Here is a 17069-nt window from a genome sequence, read left to right as displayed (position 1 = left end):
GTTTTGCAGAGAATTTCAATGTTGCATACGACGGAATACAAACACGCGGGCCGGCGGCAAATTGGCCCAGACAGTCGCGCGCTTTTCAGCTGAGACACCAAGCTCGGCCTGCATCTCATCCGAGATCGGAGCGTTTGTGCTGTAAGTGATCTGAGTGAAAATGCCTTCTGGCGCCATGACGCGGAAGGCGCGACCGACCACGTCGCGCTGAATCTGCGGTCGTGCCAGCACTGGAACGCCAGAGATCACCGCGCCGATATCACGTAGTCCGATTAGTTCGATATCCTGCGCAGGCCGGTTCAACACAGTCACGCCGGGAAATTTTTCGCGCAGGGTTTCGCAAAAGCGTGGGTTCATTTCCATCAGGGTCAGACGTTCAGGCGCAACGCCCTGCGCCAGAATGGCTTTGGTGAAACTGCCGGTGCCGGGGCCGATTTCGACAATCGGACCTTTGACCTTGTCCATCCCTTCGGTCATGCGCCGTGCAACGGCGGCAGATGAAGGGGCGATCGCCACAACTTCGGTGGGGCGGCGCATCATCTCGCCAAAAAATACCGCGAAATCGCTTGCCATTCTGGGTGTCCTCTCCCGCATTTATCCTGCGGGTGACTGTGACCAAGTCGCGGTTTCGCGCAATATACCGTGATCAGAATTTACAAAAAATTCACGGATCGGCGTCACTGCTTGCGAAAACTGTCGAGGCGAACCACTTCGGCGTCGTGCGAGCGCGGAGTGTCGTCTGTATCATCGTTGTTCGGCGGCAGGGGGTCGTCGTCGTCATCATCGTCTTCGTTGGTTTCAAACCGAAGTCCGAATTCCACCGAGGGATCAACGAAGGTTTTTATGGCGTCATAGGGCACATAGAGCGGCTCGGGTTTGTCGCCGAAGTTGAGCGTGATATAAAACCCATCATTGGTAACCTCAAGATTGTCGTACCAATGCTGCATCACCACAGTCATTTCCTTGGGATACCGCTGGCGCAGCCAATCTGCCAGTTCAGCCTGCGGGTGGGTGGTGTCGAACGTAATGAAGAAATGATGCGCGCCGGGCAGACCGCGCGCTGACACGTCCTCCAACACCTGTTGGATCAGGCCGCGCATCGCCTGGTGCATGAGGTTGCCGTAATCAATGGATCGGGCCATCAGTCTTCCCTTTGACATCTGGCGTCAGAGCATAGGGGATTCGGGGTAAAACAAAAGAGTGGCAGGCGAAAAAATCACAGCCGCTCAAAGCACCGTTGCGGCTGCTCCGGCGAGGGCCATGAGTGCAAGTGTCGGCAGCATCCCGACTCGCAAGATCAATAGAAGTGCTGCGGCCAGGCAGGTCAGCGCAAACGCGGTCGGATTGAAGCTGGACCAGTCAGGCAGTGGGGCAAATCGTGTTTGGGTAACCGTCCCGAACAGAATGTGCAGGGCGAACCACAGAGACAGGTTGAGGATGACCCCGGTGACGGCCGCAGTGATGGCACGCAGGGCACCCGACAGGCGGGGTTGCGAGGACAGGTGCTCGATATAGGGGGCGCCAGTGAATATCCACAAAAAGCAAGGCACAAAGGTCATCCACAGGGTCAGCCCTCCGGCGATCAGCGCCAGCGGCACGCCGCCCTGAATATGCCCAGCCAACATGCCGACGAATTGCGTCACCAAGATCAACGGGCCAGGCGTGGTTTCCGCCAAGCCGAGAGCATCGATCATCTGTGGCAAGGTCAACCAGCCATAGTCGTCAACCACAGCTTGGGTCATATAGGCCAGCACGGCATAGGCTCCGCCGAAAGTGACAACGGCCAGTTTGGCAAAAAACAGTGCAACTCCGGCTAAGAATGTTTGGCCACTGAGCGCCAGAACAGCCATTGGAGCCAGCCAGAGAACCAACCAGAGCAGTACCGTGCGAGTTGGAAACTGCGGCATTTTTTTGGGGGTCGCCGCGAGATGTATTGGGGCGCTGGTGGCATAGCCCCAAAGTGCAGCAACGAAGATCAGCGCGGGAAACGGCAGGTGCAGTATAAAAATGGCAAGAAAGGACAGCGCGGCGATGGCATAGGAATCGCGCCCGGTCAGGGATTTTTTCGAAATCTTTTGAAGGGCTTGCAGCACGATGATCACCACTGCGGCTTGAACACCCACAAAGACCGCCTGCACCATTGGAAGCTGGCCGAACTGGGCATAAGCCAGCGCCAGAGCGGCGACAAGAATGGCGCCGGGCAACACAAAAAGCCCGCCTGCGATCAAACCGCCAAGCGGGCCGCGCTGACGCCAGCCAGCGTAGGTGGCCAGTTGCATCGCCTCGGGGCCGGGCAGGAGCATACAGAACGACAGGGCCGAGAGAAAATTCTCCTCACTCAGCCAAGGACGTTCTTCAACCAACTCTCGGTGCATCAGGGCGATTTGCGCGGCGGGACCACCGAAGGACAACAGCCCGATGCGGCCAAAGACGCGGAACAGATCGGCGTAGGTTGGGGCGATCATGTCGGTATCCCCGCTGGCCAATCGTGGCCTTCGTCGCGCCCGTCCCGAGCCCAGCGATACAGGGCATCATAGACGATAAATCCCGCCTGCATCTGTTCCAGGTCTGATTTGAAGAGCTTTGATAGCCCGACGGAGATCGCGAGAAGGCCTGCGGCTTGCGGTGCTAAATCATGGGAATTGGTATCCGCCGCGCGCACAATAAGCGCGAGCGCATCAAGAGTCTCACTGTGCAGGGCAAAGCGACTGAGCATCGTGTCGAAGGTACAGGCCCTACCTTGATGGGACCATTCACCGCCCTCGATGTCGAACGGAATCGCTGCAAATCGATCAGCCACGTCCCGCACTTCCGCAGGGGGCACGAATAAAAACTGTGCATGTGGATCAATGAACCGACGGATCAGCCACGGGCAGGCGATGCGGTCAATCTTGGGCCGGTGGCGCGTGACCCATCTGGTGGGGTACTGCCCCAAGCCCGGCAACGCGGTGGTGGAAACACATGGATGCCCCGCGCTGACCCAGGCGACCATTCCGCCCTCAAGAACCTCTGCTGTGCTTCCTGCCAGGCGCAGCAGGGCGGCCGCGCCATGGCTGATTTTCTTGCCCTTGTGGCAGATCAGAATGACGGTTTCGCCTGCCCACTCCGCAGCATGATCGCCGACCCGATCATAGGCAAAGCGCCGGGCGCCGGGGATCAGAACCGGGGCTTCGGAAAAGTCTTCGTCGAGGCGCAGATCTAGCAAGATAGGGGCATAAGGTGTGCCGATCAGGCGGTTCAACTGTGCTGGGCTGATTTCGGTAAACGACGGCATAAGACATCCTTCCAGAGATGGGAAACAAAGGATGCGAGCCTTGGGCCTGAGCCTCACGGGGTGGACGCAGACCCCATGAGTAGGGTGATAGACCGTGCACTTCCAATCCGTCAATCGGAAACGCTGTGCGTGTTTTTTACGACGGGCCCCACGTAGCAGGGTAGGAAGTGCCTGCTGTATATAGGATCAGCCGATTTCGACCCCGGACATGCACAGCGCGATGGTGTTTGCCGGAAGCAAACCTAGCTGTTCGAAAAATCCAACAAAATCAAATGCATTATAGGTTTCGACGATTTTACCATCGTCGATCCGGCACAAGACCATCCCTGAGACATGCACGGGTTTGCGCTTGTCTTGTGTTTCGGCCTGCATGGTCATGAACCCAGACACCCAATTGTCTTGCTCGACCGTTTTTTCGACCGAGACGCGGGGCAGGGTGATCAGTTCTTGAATCGTGGCGACGAGGATCTTGAACTCTTCGGTGCCAACTTCCATTTCGGGCACTAGGCCATCGGCTGTTGCATCAGGCACAAATAGTTCGTCAACGGCACTTAGATCGCCTTTTTCCCAAACACGGGCATACCATTCACGCAGAATATCGGAGTTGGTCATTTTGACAGTCCTGTGAAATTCGGTTCAACGAACACAGGCATAAAACCAAATGCTTTCCAGACTCTGAACAGCAGGGCACAAAAATGTATGCGGGCGGGAAAATGCAGGTTTCTGTTGCCAGGTACCTGCGAACCCCGCCTTACACTGCTAGGCGCAAGGACTTAAGTTTTCGGTTGCTTCTGCCGCTTACGCGGCCATTGCTACCGGAGCACGATTGTCATTTGCAATTGTACTTTTCGGACCGATAACGGTGGTACCTCACCGAGACAAAGCTAACCCCTTTAGACGTTCGTCGATCCTGTTTCGACCCCATTGCCGCCAAATGAGCGGGATTTGGTGGAGTCGCCGGGTACCGCCCCCGGGTCCGATCCGCTTATGACGAGCGCATTTATGTCCATAGTCCCCGAAGAGACAGAACAGATATAGGGCGGCAGCGGAAAAGTTAGAAGGGCAAACTGACAATTTTTCGCAGCCCACATACCAATTACAGATCATAAGAGCCGATGAATGTCGGCAGCCTTTGTCAGGAGTCCTGCCAGATGTCCGACCGCAACCAGGCTGGTGGTTTTTGAAAATCGGGGGGCATGTCGAGTGCGCTGACGTGATGTTTCATTGATTGAAATGCCGAGGTGCGGCACCTGAGCTAGTTTCCCGAAGCCCAGAGCGGTGCGGCCATTTCCGCCCGCAAGGCGGTGCCAAAGGCGCTCGCACGATCAGGTGCTTTGCATTCACGGCGTTGCGGGATGTGAATTGCCGCTCTGAGCGTCATCGGGATTGCACTTTGGCTGGTTTCGGGCTGAACTGCTGCTTGAACAGCGGATTGGGGGAAGGGCCAAACGGATGATCTCGGTGCAATATTGCCTGACGATGGCGCGCTACAATGCTTGGCAGAACAAGATGATGAAAGCCGTTCTGGAGAGCATGGATGACGTTGCGTTGCATGCTGATCGTGGGGCATTTTTCGGCTCGATCTGGGCAACAGCGAACCATGTGCTATGGGCTGACAGGATGTGGATGTCGCGCTTTGAGGGCAAGGTGCCGCCGACGGGGGGCATCGCGGGCAGTGTAACGATGACGCCGACGCTGCCAGTTTGGGGGGCTGAGAGGTTTCGCACCGATGCGCACGTAATTCTGTGGGCCGAGCAGTTGCATGCGTTGGATCTGGTCGGCGATCTGAGGTGGCATTCCGGGGCATTGGGGCGCGATGTAAGTAAGCCGGTAGCTTTGTGCATCGCACATATGTTCAATCATCAGGCGCATCATCGTGGGCAGATCCATGCGATGGTGACAGCTGCGGGCCACGAGGCTTGGGTTAGCGATGTGTTTGTGATGCCGGAGGCGGGGCCTTGGCTTTGAGCGGCGAGTGCTGTTGGCGGGCGAAGCCTCCGGCAGGGATATTTGGCAAATGTGAAATCAGAGGATTCAGTCCGCAGGGCTGAGGGCCGGGAAGAGGGAGAAGATATGTTTAACGCGATGGTTGTTGAGAAGGATGCCGAAGGGCAGACCCATGCGGCGGTTCGGCAGATTGGGCTGGATGATCTGCCAGAGGCCGAGGTAACGGTGGCGGTGGAATATTCCACGGTCAATTATAAGGACGGTCTGTGTCTCGGTTCCGGGGGCGGTTTGGTGCGGAAGTATCCGCATGTTCCGGGGATTGATTTTTCTGGAACCGTCGAGGCGTCAAGCGATGCGCGCTATGCTCCGGGTGACAAGGTCGTCTTGACGGGGTGGCGCGTGGGGGAGGCACATTGGGGTGGCTATGCGCAGAAAGCCCGGGTGCGAGCCGATTGGCTGGTGCCGTTGCCGGAAGGGTTGAGTACGCGATCGGCGATGGCGGTGGGCACGGCGGGGTTTACCGCGATGCTGGCGGTGATGGCGCTGGAGGATCACGGGCTGAAGGATCTGCACGGGCCGGTTTTGGTGACCGGGGCTGCAGGTGGTGTCGGATCGGTGGCGACGGCAATTCTGGCCCATCTGGGATACGAGGTGGCGGCGGTGACCGGGCGGCCTGAGACGGAGGGCTATCTTCGGGAGCTTGGGGCGACGCAGATCGTTCCGCGCGCGGATCTGGCCGAGACGGTCAAGCGCCCGCTGGAAGCCGAAAGCTGGGCGGGCTGTATAGATGCGGTCGGTGGAGCGATGCTGGCGCGGGTGCTGGGACAGATGAAATACGGCGGGTCGGTTGCCGCTGTGGGACTGGCCGGAGGCGCGGGATTGCCTGCCACTGTGGTGCCGTTCCTGCTGCGCGGGGTGAACCTTCTGGGGATTGATTCGGTGATGCAACCCTACGACAACCGCGTACGCGCTTGGGCGCGGATCGCGCGTGATCTGCCGATGGGCAAGCTGGAGGCAATGGTGCAGCCAGCAACGCTGGCGGATCTGCCAAAGCTAGGGGCGGATATTCTGAAGGGGCAGGTCAAGGGCCGTGTCGTGGTGGACGTGAACGCCTGAAGGTTGGGGCTGAAAGTGGGTGATGAGGGACGCAGCCAAGGCAGCGCCCTTTTTCGGGCGGAGGGGGGGCGGCGCGTCCGCTAGGCTAGTGTTGTGCTTTGCCGATGCGAACGAAGCCGCTGGTCTGGCCTTCGAGGGGGCCGTGTTTGGCAGATGTCGGCTTGACCATGGCCGCCAGCAGGGTGGGCACCGACGTCCAGTAGGGCACATTCCATTCCTGATCGACTTCGAGGATCAACACCTGATCCGTCATAGCGTCATAGGCGCCGATCAGTGACACATGTGGGCCGTCTCCGTCGCCGGTCAGAACACCCCTGATTGCAGTAGCTCAACAAGGCATCCTGAGCGCTTTGTTCGTTGCTGGCGAGCATGTCGCGGGTGGTGCTCAGCGCCGCCTCATCGGCAGTTTCGGGGTGGAACGAGGTGATGCGGTACCCCGCCATGCCCAGTTTTTTTCGACCGCCAGCGCGGCAAAGTTTTGCAATTGATCAAAGTGCACGCCGCCGCCGCCTTCGGCCGAGAGTGCCGCCCACTCGGCGCTGCCTGTCAGTTCGCGCAGAACGGGTTGGGTTATCACGGTCTCGTAAGCGGCAGCGGGCAGCCCACGCAGGCCGTTCGCAGCAGCGGTGAAGGCGGCGACGGAGCAGGCCAAGGTGGTTAACTGCGGCTTCACGAAAGCGGAGAACGCCAGTAACCCGGCGCGGCTTCCTGCCTTAGGTAATCAGTCTGCTGGGTGATGGGGGTGGCTTCGGGGCCGAGCTTGGAGGCGTTGGTCTCTTCTGCCCCAAGGGGCGGGCAGGTGGACAGGGCCAGCAGGCAGATTGCGGTCAGGTGGGGGGAATCTACGCATGGCAAAGCTCTGATGAAAAAGCCGGTTGAACCCCAGCAGATTATTCTAGAACCACCTGCGATTCTGACAATTGCGCTATTGCACTCGAAAGCTTGCACGGGCTGGGTTTTTCGGTTTGAGTGCGGGGTATGAAACTGGATCTGGCATTCGTCCGGGCGCAATTCCCGGCCTTCACGGACCCCTCGTTGCAGGGGCAGGCGTTTTTTGAAAACGCGGGCGGGTCGTATACCTGCAAACCGGTGATTGACCGGCTAATACGGTATTATCACAGCCGAAAGGTGCAGCCCTATGCGCCCTATGAGGCCAGCCGGTTGGCGGGTGAGGAGATGGATGAGGCACGCGTGCGTCTGGCGGCGGTACTGGGCGTTGAGACAGATGAGCTGAGCTTTGGCCCATCGACGACGCAGAACACCTATGTGCTGGCGCAGGCGTTCAGGCAATGGATGCGCCCCGGCGAAGCGATTGTGGTCACCAATCAGGATCACGAGGCGAATTCCGGCCCGTGGCGGCGGCTCGCCGAGGAGGGGATCGAGATCCGCGAATGGCAGATCGACCCAGAGACAGGCCATCTGGACCCAGCCAAGTTGGAAGAGCTGCTGGACGAAAACGTGCGTCTGGTGTGCTTTCCCCACTGCTCGAACGTGGTGGGCGAGATCAATCCGGTGGTGGAAATCACCGCAATGGCCCATGCGGCAGGCGCGTTTGTTTGTGTCGACGGGGTCAGTTATGCGCCGCACGGCCTGCCTGACGTAGGTATGATCGGGCCGGATATTTACCTGTTTTCAGCCTATAAAACCTATGGCCCGCACCAAGGCGTGATGGTGATCCGTCGCGCTTTGGGGGAACAACTGCCCAATCAGGGGCATTATTTCAATGCTGATTGCCTGTACAAACGCTTGACGCCCGCCGGACCGGATCATGCGCAGGTGGCGGCCAGCGCAGGTATGGTGGATTACATTGATGCGCTTGCGGCTCATCACGGGGTCACCGGCAGCGCGGCAGAACGGGGAGCGGGTGTGCATGATCTGATGCGTGCGCAGGAAGTAGAGCTTTTGCAACCTCTTCTGGAGTTTTTCGGCACCAAGAACTCCGTCCGTCTTCTGGGGCCGTCACGGGCCGAAGATCGCGCCCCGACGGTGGCGATCGAGCTTGGGCGCAATGCCGAAGCTGTTGCGGCAGAGTTGTCGACACATGGCATCATGACGGGCGGTGGTGATTTTTATGCGGTGCGCGCGCTCGAGTCGATGGGGGTGGATCCCGCGCAAGGGGTGCTGCGGCTTAGCTTCACGCACTACACAAGCAAGCCGGAAATAGAACAACTCCTTAAAGGGTTGGATGCTGTTCTTTGAGTGGGATACAACTGAAACCCTTTTGCGAAGGTATGGCGCGGTTTCCTCGGGACCGGCTTGCGACGCAGTTCGCGACTGGTGGAACGTTCGGGCGATTTCGGCCAGTAGTCAGGCGTAAAACCGCGATCAAGGCCCATCTGGCTCGCTGATTTTCCCGCCCGCGCACGAAAAACTTGCCCGCCGCTCGATTTCTTGCCAGCCTGTCAGAGTTAATCGCAGTTGGAGAGGCTCGGATGATCCTGACCACAACCAAGCAGCAGGGGGACCTGCCGCGCTATTTCGCGCCGGTATTCGAGGCGGCTAAGACAATGGCATGCGGGCGGCTGGATTTTATTCTACCAGACGGGCGAGTGTTTAGGGCCGAGGCTGCGGCCCCCGGTCCGGTGGCTGAATTGCGCGTGCACAACACCGACACATTTGCGCGGCTGATGCGCGAAGGGGATTTGGGCTTTTGCGATGCTTATCTGGATGGTTGGTGGGACACCCCCGATCTTCAGGCGTTTCTGGATCTACTGCATTCGGGAAATGAGGAGCTTTACGATGGATTTCCGGGCATGTTTCTGGTCCGCGCATACGAACGGATGCGCCACTGGATGAATGCCAACACGCGCAAGCAGGCGCGCAAAAACATCAGCTATCACTATGATCTGGGCAATGACTTCTATGCGCTGTGGCTGGATGACACGATGACGTATTCCAGCGCGCTGTTCCGATCTGGGCAGGAAAATCTGGAACTGGCGCAGACCCAGAAATACGCCAGTATGGTGGATCAGATGGGCTTGCAGGCGGGGGATCATGTTCTGGAAATCGGCTGTGGCTGGGGTGGGTTTGCGGAATATGCCGCGAAAGAGCGTGGCCTGCGGGTCACAGGGCTGACGATCAGCAAGGAACAATTCAACTACGCTTCGCAGCGCATTGAAAGGTCTGGGCTTTCTGATCTGGTGGATTTTAAGCTTCAGGATTATCGCGACGAGGCGGGGCGCTATGACGGGATCGCCAGCATCGAGATGTTCGAGGCCGTGGGCGAGAAGTACTGGCCGATCTATTTCAACAAGGTGCGTGATTGTTTGCTGCCCGGGAAAAGCGCTACCCTTCAGATTATCACGTTGCAGGAAAAGCGTTGGGAAAAGTACCGCAAGGGCGTTGATTTTATCCAGAAATATATCTTTCCCGGCGGAATGTTGCCCAGTCGTTCAGCGCTGACGGCCGAAGTGGCACGCGCGGGGCTGGACCTGAGCCGCTCGTTCGAGTTTGGCGAAAGCTACAGCCAGACGTTGCGGCGCTGGCATGAGCGGTTCAATGGTCACTGGGACGAGGTCTCGGCCTTGGGATTCGACGACCGTTTTCGCCGGATGTGGAATTTCTACCTCACCTCTTGCGCTGCGGCCTTTCATGGCGGTAACTGCGACGTAACACAGATCACAGTGACAAGGCCCACCTTTTGATGATGCCCACCGCAGCAAGGCTGGTTGCCGCCGTAGTGCTGGCCGCGCTGGCTTGGTTCGTTTCCGATCTGATCCGACCGCTGATGCCCGAAGGGTTGTATTTTGGCTGGTTCAACTACGTCAATGCCGGATTGGGTCTGATTTGCGGTTGGCGGGTTATTGGTGCGCGGGCCGGGCGCGGGATGAGCGACGCGATTGGCAATGGGCTGACGGGCGGTGTTGTGCTGGTGTTTTGGGCGATTTTCCTTCAATCGCTGAACGAAATGCTACGGTTGTCGATGCGGCACGCCTATAAAGGGCCGGTTGACGGACTGCAGGATATGTTCCGTATTGGCTTTGACTATGCGCGGGTTCTACTGGATCCAGGCGTGGCGACATCGCTGGTCGTCGGCAGTATTGTGGTCGGCATTCTGGCGGAACTTAGCAATCGCATTTGGCGTTAGGATGGCCCGGTAACATCATGGCAAACCTATATTTCTATGGTACATTGCGGCATGTGCCTTTGTTGGAAATAGTGCTTGGGCATTCGGTGGATGCAACTGCGCTGATCCCGGCGATCTTGCCGGAGTTTCAGGCATATTGGGCGCAAGGCGAGGCGTTTCCCCTGCTTGCAGAAGCACCGGGCGAGGCCGCGCCGGGGCTGATTGCAACTGGGTTGAGTGACGAGGACATTGCCCGGTTGGACTACTACGAAGGTGGGTTCGGGTATGACCTGCGGCCAGTTGTAGCGAAGACCAATCAAGGCAGCGAAGATGTGCTGGTTTGGTGGTCGTGCGGCGGACAGTGGGCACGCGGCGCGGTCTGGGAACTGGCGGAATGGCAGGCCAAATGGGCGTCAGTGAATTGTCGGGCAGCCGCTGAAATGATGGGGTATTACGGTCGGAAAACGCCCGAAGAGGTCGTAGCGATGTACCCGATGATTCAGGCCCGGGCCGCAAGCTGGGTCATGGCGCAGAACGAGACGCCGGTGCTTAGTCTGAGTGGGTTGGGGCGCGAGGCCGTAACACAGGTTACTCTGGAACGCCCCTATGCCGAGTATTTCGCGGTCGAAACGCATGAGTTGAAATTTCGGCGGTTTGACGGATCGGACAGTGAAGTGGTGCGACGTTCGGCCTTTGTATCGACCGATGCCGCGCTGGTGCTGCCTTATGATCCAGTGCGTGATCGCGTGTTGTTGATCGAACAGTTCCGTATGGGACCTTGGGCGCGCGGTGATCACAGCCCCTGGCAGTTGGAGCCGATTGCCGGACGGGTGGATGCGGGCGAAAGCCCTGAGGCCTGCGCCCGACGCGAGGCACTAGAGGAAGCCGGGCTGGCCCTGTCGCGGCTTGAACTAATCTCAGGTAGCTATCCGACGCCGGGTTGCAGCAATGAGTTTTTTCACAATTTCATCGGCTTGGCAGACTTGCCTGATACGATTGTCGGGGTCGGTGGCGAGCAAAGCGAGCAGGAAGATATCCGCAGTCACTTGATCAGCTTTGATGATCTGATGCTGATGCTTGAAACGCAGAAGCTGCGCATTCTGCCGCTGGTCATGGCCGTGTTGTGGCTTGCACGCCATCGTGAGCGGTTGCGCGCGGGATCTTGAGTTCCAAGCTACGTCAGCCTAGACCAATAGGGAATGCGAAAGGAACCTTCACATGCGTATTGCACATGATCTGGCCGATGCTGTTGGGAAAACACCACTGATCCGTTTGAAACGGGCCAGCGAGGAAACCGGATGCGAGATTTTGGGTAAGGCCGAGTTCTTGAACCCCGGACAGTCGGTCAAGGATCGGGCGGCGCTCTATATCATTCGCGACGCGGTAGCCAAGGGGCAGTTGAAGCCGGGCGGTACGATTGTTGAAGGGACGGCGGGCAACACCGGCATCGGGCTGGCGCTTGTCGGTGCCTCGATGGGGTTCAAAACGGTGATCGTGATCCCCGAGACCCAGAGCCAGGAAAAGAAGGACATGATCCGCCTTGCGGGCGCGCATCTGGTCGAGGTGCCGGCGGCGCCCTACAAGAACCCCAACAACTATATTCGGTATTCGGGGCGGCTGGCGGCAGAACTGGCCAAGACCGAACCCAACGGCGCTATCTGGGCCAACCAGTTTGATAACGTGGCGAACCGTCAGGCGCACATCGAAACAACTGGGCCGGAGATCTGGGAACAGACGGGAGGTAACGTTGATGGGTTCATTTGCGCTGTCGGGTCTGGCGGGACGCTGGCGGGCGTTGGCATGGCGCTTCAGCCCAAGGGCGTGAAGATCGGGCTGGCTGATCCGATGGGCGCGGCACTTTATTCCTATTACACCACGGGCGAGTTGAAGTCCGAAGGCAACTCAATCACCGAAGGCATCGGGCAGGGGCGGATCACAGCCAATCTTGAAGGCTTCACGCCCGATTTCAACTATCAGATCCCGGATGCCGAGGCGCTGCCGGTGGTGTTTGACCTGTTGCAGGAAGAGGGACTTTGCCTTGGCGGATCGTCGGCGATCAATATTGCGGGCGCGATCCGCATGGCGCGCGAGATGGGGCCGGGGCACCGGATTGTAACCGTGTTGTGCGATTACGGCACGCGCTATCAGTCGAAACTGTTCAATCCTGAATTTCTGGCTTCGCAAAATCTGCCGCAGCCGCGCTGGCTGCTGGATGAGCCTCCGGCGGTTCCATCGGTTTTTGAAGCCGTCTGATCATGCGCCGGGGCTTGTGCACCAAAGGTGTGGCTTTGTGGCTGGTGGTATGGCTGGCTTTGGTGGGTATGTCCGGCGGGGTCTGGGCTCAAGAAGTCAGCGGGCCTGAAGATTCTGCAGCGGTTGCCGCCTCGATAAACTATGAAGTCTGGAACATCACCGCTGAGCGGGCCGAGACGTCGATTGAGGCCGGGAAAGCCTCGGATCAGGCACTGGAAACGCTGCGCGGGCAGATCGCCGAGTGGCGCGAGAAGTTTCTGGTCGCACAAGGGGCCAACAAGCAACGTATTGCAACGATCCAGAATCAGCTCGCGGCCCTGGGGCCGGTGCCAGAAACCGGCACAGAAGCTGCGGATATTGCGATACGGCGCACCGACCTGAATACGCAGTTGGCGCGGCTTCAGGCCCCCGTTTCGGCAGCCGAGGAAGCCTATAGCCGGGCCAATGGGATAATCACTGAAATAGACCGCATTATCCGTGAACGGCAGGCTAATGCCCTGATCTCGATCGGACCATCGCCGCTGAATCCGGCCTATTGGAACAGTAGCGTCGACGAGCTCTCGGCGGCATTGTCAGGTCTGTGGAACGAGTTTGACGCCAACCGCAAGAGCGAGGTTCGGCAAGCAGCATTTCGTCAGAATATGCCGATCACGGTGGCGTTCGCGCTGACTGGGTTTGTGCTGCTTCTGCGCGGGCGTTGGTGGGCGGCGCTTCTCGGCCTGCGGGTGCACGACAGGGATCTTCGTGGCCGCGATGTGTGGCACTTCATGATCTCGCTGGGCAAAGTTCTGGTGCCGGTCGCCGGGCTGGTGTTGCTAACTCAGGCGGTACTGTCAAGCGGGTTTGTGGGCTTTAAAGGTTCGACTTTGGTCACCTCGATTCCGCAATGGGGCACCAATCTTTTGATTGTGCGCTGGCTGAGCGACCGGTTGTTTCCCGACGGTAGCTTGCCGACACCTTTTTCCGTAGCCCCCGAGCATCGCGCAGAGGTCCGCCGGTATGCCACCGCGTTGGCGGTGTTTGTTGTTCTGGCCGACGTGGCGCGGCAGCTTTCTGTTGTCGGCAATTTCAGCCCCAGTACCGACGCTGTGATCGGATTTCCGCTGGTGTTGTTGACCGGGTTGGTTTTGTTCCGTACCGGCCAGTTCCTGTTGGCCCAGATTGATCTGGGAGCCACGCCCGCGACCGAGGATTTGAACTATCGCTACCGGCTGGCGCGTCTTGTCGCGCGCGCGGCAGTTGTCGTGGCTGTTGTCGGGCCGCTGCTGTGGGCCGTGGGTTATCGCAATGCGTCCGAGGCGCTGATCTATCCGTCGGTGACGACGCTGGCGGTCCTTGGTATGGTGGTGGTTCTACAACGGTTGGTCAGCGATCTGTATGCGCTTGTCACAGGCCGCGATCAGGCCGAACCTGAAGCCCTGCTTCCGGTGCTGGTCAGCTTTGCGCTGACGCTGGCTGCGGTGCCGTTTCTTGCACTGGTCTGGGGCGCACGGGTGACCGACCTGACCGAGATCTGGAGCCGCTTTCGCGAGGGGTTCTCGGTCGGGGATACACGGATTTCACCCACCGATTTCCTGATGTTCGCGGTGGTGTTCGGGATCGGGTATATGATGACCCGCCTGATACAGGGGGCATTGCGCACATCGATTTTGCCCAAGACCAAGATCGACCCCGGCGGGCAGAATGCGATTGTGTCCGGTCTTGGGTATGTCGGTATATTCGTGTCGGGTCTGGTGTCGATCACCAGTGCCGGGATCGACCTTAGCTCAATTGCGATTGTCGCGGGCGCCCTGTCGGTCGGGATCGGTTTTGGTCTTCAAAACATCGTGTCGAATTTCGTGTCAGGCATTATTCTGTTGATCGAGCGTCCGGTGTCCGAAGGGGACTGGATCGAGGTTGGCGGCACGATGGGCTATGTCCGCGATATTTCCGTACGCTCGACCCGGATCGAGACCTTCGACCGTTCGGATGTGATCATTCCGAACTCGGATTTGATCAGCGGAACCGTGACCAATTACACCCACGGCAATACGCTGGGCCGGGTGATCGTTCCGGTCGGGGTCGCATACGGCACGGATACACGGAAGGTCGAGGCATTGTTGCGCGAGATCGGAGAGGCGCATCCAATGGCTTTGGCCAACCCAGCGCCTCAGATCTATTTCAGGGCGTTTGGTGCGGATTCTCTGGATTTCGAGATCCGGGTGATCCTGCGGGACGTGAACTGGTCGCTGACGGTAAAATCCGACCTCAATCATGAAATCGCCAAACGCTTTGCTGAAGAAGGGATCGAGATCCCCTTCGCTCAGCGCGATGTTTGGTTGCGCAATCCCGAGGTGCTGCGGGGGGCGCCGACTGCTGCGCCGCAAGCCGCGCCGGAAGCGGACGATATTCCTGACAAGCCAGAGACCACCGACGACGGAGAGATACCATGACCGACCCCTTGTTCCGCAACGACGCCTATCTGCGCCGGGCCAGCGGGACTGTCACGCAGATCACGCCCGAAGGTGGGATCGTTCTGGACCGCAGTCTGTTTTACCCGACTGGCGGTGGTCAGCCTGGGGACAGTGGGAAGATCACTTGGGGGGCCGCAACGCTAAGCATTGCGACAGCAGTGAAGGGCGAGGGCGACGCGATTGTGCTGATCCCGGCCGAGCCTGTGGCGCTGCCATCTGTGGGCATGCAAGTGGTGCAGGAGCTGGACTGGGAACGCCGCCACCGTCACATGCGGGTGCACACGGCGCTGCATTTGCTGTCAGTGGTGGTTCCGCTACCGGTCAGCGGTGGCGCAATCGCTGCCGAAAAAGGACGGCTGGATTTCGATATGCCCGAAGCCCCTCAGGATCGTGACGCGCTGGAGGCCGCATTGAATGATCTGGTGGATCGCGATCTTCCGGTGACCGACGACTGGATCAGTGATGACGAATTGCGGGCAAATCCGGGGCTGGTGAAAACGATGTCGGTGATGCCGCCGCTGGGGCAGGGTCGGGTGCGGTTGGTGCGGATCGGGCTGGGGCCGGATCAGATTGATCTGCAACCCTGCGGCGGCACACATGTGGCTCGCACCGGCGAGATTGGGCAGTTGCTGCTGGGCAAGATCGAAAAGAAGGGGCGCCAAAATCGCCGGGTGTCGGTGCTGCTGGGGAACTAAGGCGGGCAGATCACCCTTCAGAGTGCGAAATCCCGTCTTCTTTGGGTTCGGGCAACCCTTCACGCGAAAGCAGGATGGCAAAGGGGCGCAATGCGGGCACTTGACTGCATACGATCATCATTGCCACCATGATCGGCACCGACAAGAACATGCCCGGAATGCCCCAGACGGCGGCCCAGAAGGCAAGGCTGATGATGATGCCAAACGAGGATAGTCGAAGCGCCCGCCCCATCAGCATCGGGTCGATGATATTGCCGTTCACGAACTGGATCGCGCCAACCACCAGAAATACTGCCGCAGTTTGCCCTGGCTCGGCCGTCTGAACATAGGTGACTAGAGCCACCAGAACTGTCGCCACGATCGAGCCGATGTTGGGGATATAGTTCAGCACGAAGGTCAGGATGCCAAGTGCTCCGGCCAGTTCAAGTTCAAACAGCCGGGCAACGACAAAGACCATCAGCCCGGTCACGGCGCTAACAGCGGTTTTTACCAGCAGGTAGTAGTTTACCCGGTGAATGATCGTTCCCATTACCCGGCTGACCTGCCGCGCCTGAACGTCGTCGCCAAAAAAGTTTTCCAGCTTGGTCGAGAACCATATGCGTTCTGCAAACAGGAAACCGACAAAAAGGATGATCAGCACAGTCGCTGACATCAGATTTCCCGCCTGACCCGCAGCGCTGCGCAGGTAGCCCGAGACCTCGATCGAGGAGACAGAGTTGTAAACAGCACTCTGCGCATCGTCCCCCAGCCATGAAAACATTGCGGCAATAGCGGACGGAGCGCTTTCGGCATAGGCGAGGGTTGTGGCCAGAACGGTGTTGACCTGACTTAGGATGATTGAGGTCAGCGTTAGCAACGCCGCCGATATCAGCACTAGGGCACTGACAGATGCGACGAGGTTGGGAATACGGAAAGGCCCGATCCTGAGCCGGGCAATGAAATTTATCGCATCGCTGGTCAACGAGAACAGCACGATTGCCGTCGCCAAAGAGATAAGCAGGAAGCGCGCCTGAACGAGAAGAAACAACACCACGGCGAAGGCGATGATCATCAGAGCGCCGGTCTGCACCCGGTCCAGTTCGGGCCGCCGACTCGAGGTCGGCAGACTGCGGGGTTGAGGCGTCCGGCGGAGGGAATTGTTCATGAAACGGTTCTGATCTCTGGTCTGGTTTCAGCGCGTGTCAATCAGAGTATGTGCCAAGCCGGAGGCGGATACAACGGCTTGCGTATTAGCTGCATCTGGGGTCTTGCAATCGGTCCAAAGG

17 protein-coding genes and 1 other RNA gene are annotated in these 17069 nt (G+C 58.8%); 9 read left to right on the top strand and 9 right to left on the bottom strand.

The window, feature by feature from the left end; all coding sequences use genetic code 11:
* Positions 1-15: 15 nt before the first annotated feature.
* From BSF79_RS15885 to ssrA, 6 genes are all read right to left on the bottom strand, one after another.
* Positions 16-573 carry a class I SAM-dependent methyltransferase gene (locus tag BSF79_RS15885; protein ID WP_090270802.1) on the bottom strand — a complete coding sequence of 186 codons (558 nt, stop codon included), beginning with the start codon at positions 571-573 and terminating at the stop codon, positions 16-18.
* Between the two features lie 104 nt (positions 574-677).
* On the bottom strand, positions 678-1142 hold the full coding sequence (locus BSF79_RS15880) for an SspB family protein (RefSeq protein ID WP_090270801.1): 465 nt from the start codon (positions 1140-1142) through the stop codon (positions 678-680).
* An 84-nt stretch (positions 1143-1226) separates the two neighbouring features.
* Positions 1227-2465 (bottom strand): chromate efflux transporter, encoded by a 1239-nt coding sequence (gene chrA / locus BSF79_RS15875; protein ID WP_090270800.1) that lies wholly within the window; start codon positions 2463-2465, stop codon positions 1227-1229.
* Positions 2462-3274 (bottom strand): chromate resistance protein ChrB domain-containing protein, encoded by an 813-nt coding sequence (locus tag BSF79_RS15870; protein ID WP_090270799.1) that lies wholly within the window; start codon positions 3272-3274, stop codon positions 2462-2464. Before BSF79_RS15870 ends, chrA begins: the two co-directional genes overlap by 4 nt.
* A gap of 186 nt (positions 3275-3460) precedes the next feature.
* The gene (locus BSF79_RS15865) at positions 3461-3886 is read right to left on the bottom strand and encodes an ester cyclase (protein ID WP_090270798.1); all 426 of its coding nucleotides are present in this window, start codon (positions 3884-3886) and stop codon (positions 3461-3463) included.
* A 100-nt stretch (positions 3887-3986) separates the two neighbouring features.
* Positions 3987-4338, bottom strand: a transfer-messenger RNA (tmRNA) gene (ssrA, locus tag BSF79_RS15860).
* A gap of 388 nt (positions 4339-4726) precedes the next feature.
* Between ssrA and BSF79_RS15855 the strand changes: the two genes are divergently transcribed.
* Both BSF79_RS15855 and acuI read left to right on the top strand, forming a co-directional pair.
* The gene (locus tag BSF79_RS15855) at positions 4727-5242 is read left to right on the top strand and encodes a DinB family protein (protein WP_090270849.1); all 516 of its coding nucleotides are present in this window, start codon (positions 4727-4729) and stop codon (positions 5240-5242) included.
* A gap of 105 nt (positions 5243-5347) precedes the next feature.
* Entirely contained in the window at positions 5348-6337 is a 990-nt protein-coding gene (acuI, locus tag BSF79_RS15850; protein ID WP_090270797.1) for an acryloyl-CoA reductase, read from the top strand.
* An 85-nt stretch (positions 6338-6422) separates the two neighbouring features.
* On the opposite strand, the gene BSF79_RS15845 is transcribed toward acuI, so the two are convergent.
* On the bottom strand, positions 6423-6617 hold the full coding sequence (locus BSF79_RS15845) for a cysteine peptidase family C39 domain-containing protein (protein ID WP_175545355.1): 195 nt from the start codon (positions 6615-6617) through the stop codon (positions 6423-6425).
* Between the two features lie 105 nt (positions 6618-6722).
* Complete coding sequence (locus tag BSF79_RS15840) at positions 6723-7010, bottom strand: hypothetical protein (protein WP_139246468.1); 288 nt, start codon at positions 7008-7010, stop codon at positions 6723-6725.
* Between the two features lie 305 nt (positions 7011-7315).
* On the opposite strand from BSF79_RS15840, the gene BSF79_RS15830 reads away from it, so the two are divergent.
* From BSF79_RS15830 to BSF79_RS15800, 7 genes are all read left to right on the top strand, one after another.
* The gene (locus BSF79_RS15830; protein WP_090270793.1) at positions 7316-8536 is read left to right on the top strand and encodes an aminotransferase class V-fold PLP-dependent enzyme; all 1221 of its coding nucleotides are present in this window, start codon (positions 7316-7318) and stop codon (positions 8534-8536) included.
* A gap of 233 nt (positions 8537-8769) precedes the next feature.
* A complete protein-coding gene (locus BSF79_RS15825) occupies positions 8770-9981 on the top strand; it encodes an SAM-dependent methyltransferase (RefSeq protein WP_090270792.1) in 1212 nt (403 codons plus the stop codon).
* A gap of 2 nt (positions 9982-9983) precedes the next feature.
* Positions 9984-10424 (top strand): TrgA family protein, encoded by a 441-nt coding sequence (locus tag BSF79_RS15820; protein WP_090270848.1) that lies wholly within the window; start codon positions 9984-9986, stop codon positions 10422-10424.
* Positions 10425-10441: 17 nt separating this feature from the next.
* Positions 10442-11569 (top strand): NUDIX domain-containing protein, encoded by a 1128-nt coding sequence (locus BSF79_RS15815; RefSeq protein ID WP_090270791.1) that lies wholly within the window; start codon positions 10442-10444, stop codon positions 11567-11569.
* Positions 11570-11621: 52 nt separating this feature from the next.
* Positions 11622-12656: a cysteine synthase A gene (locus tag BSF79_RS15810; protein WP_090270790.1), complete on the top strand. Its 1035-nt coding sequence runs from the start codon at positions 11622-11624 to the stop codon at positions 12654-12656.
* A 2-nt stretch (positions 12657-12658) separates the two neighbouring features.
* Complete coding sequence (locus BSF79_RS15805) at positions 12659-15088, top strand: DUF3772 domain-containing protein (protein ID WP_090270789.1); 2430 nt, start codon at positions 12659-12661, stop codon at positions 15086-15088.
* The gene (locus BSF79_RS15800) at positions 15085-15804 is read left to right on the top strand and encodes an alanyl-tRNA editing protein (RefSeq protein ID WP_090270788.1); all 720 of its coding nucleotides are present in this window, start codon (positions 15085-15087) and stop codon (positions 15802-15804) included. The genes BSF79_RS15805 and BSF79_RS15800 overlap by 4 nt, the downstream gene beginning before the upstream one ends.
* A 10-nt stretch (positions 15805-15814) precedes the next feature.
* Here the strand turns inward: BSF79_RS15800 and BSF79_RS15795 are convergent, their stop codons facing one another.
* Positions 15815-16948: an AI-2E family transporter gene (locus BSF79_RS15795; protein WP_090270787.1), complete on the bottom strand. Its 1134-nt coding sequence runs from the start codon at positions 16946-16948 to the stop codon at positions 15815-15817.
* Between the last annotated feature and the right edge of the window lie 121 nt (positions 16949-17069).

It is taken from the genome of Thalassovita taeanensis, assembly GCF_900110775.1.
Lineage (GTDB): Bacteria > Pseudomonadota > Alphaproteobacteria > Rhodobacterales > Rhodobacteraceae > Litorimicrobium > Litorimicrobium taeanense.
This window is presented reverse-complemented; position numbering and strand designations above follow the sequence as displayed.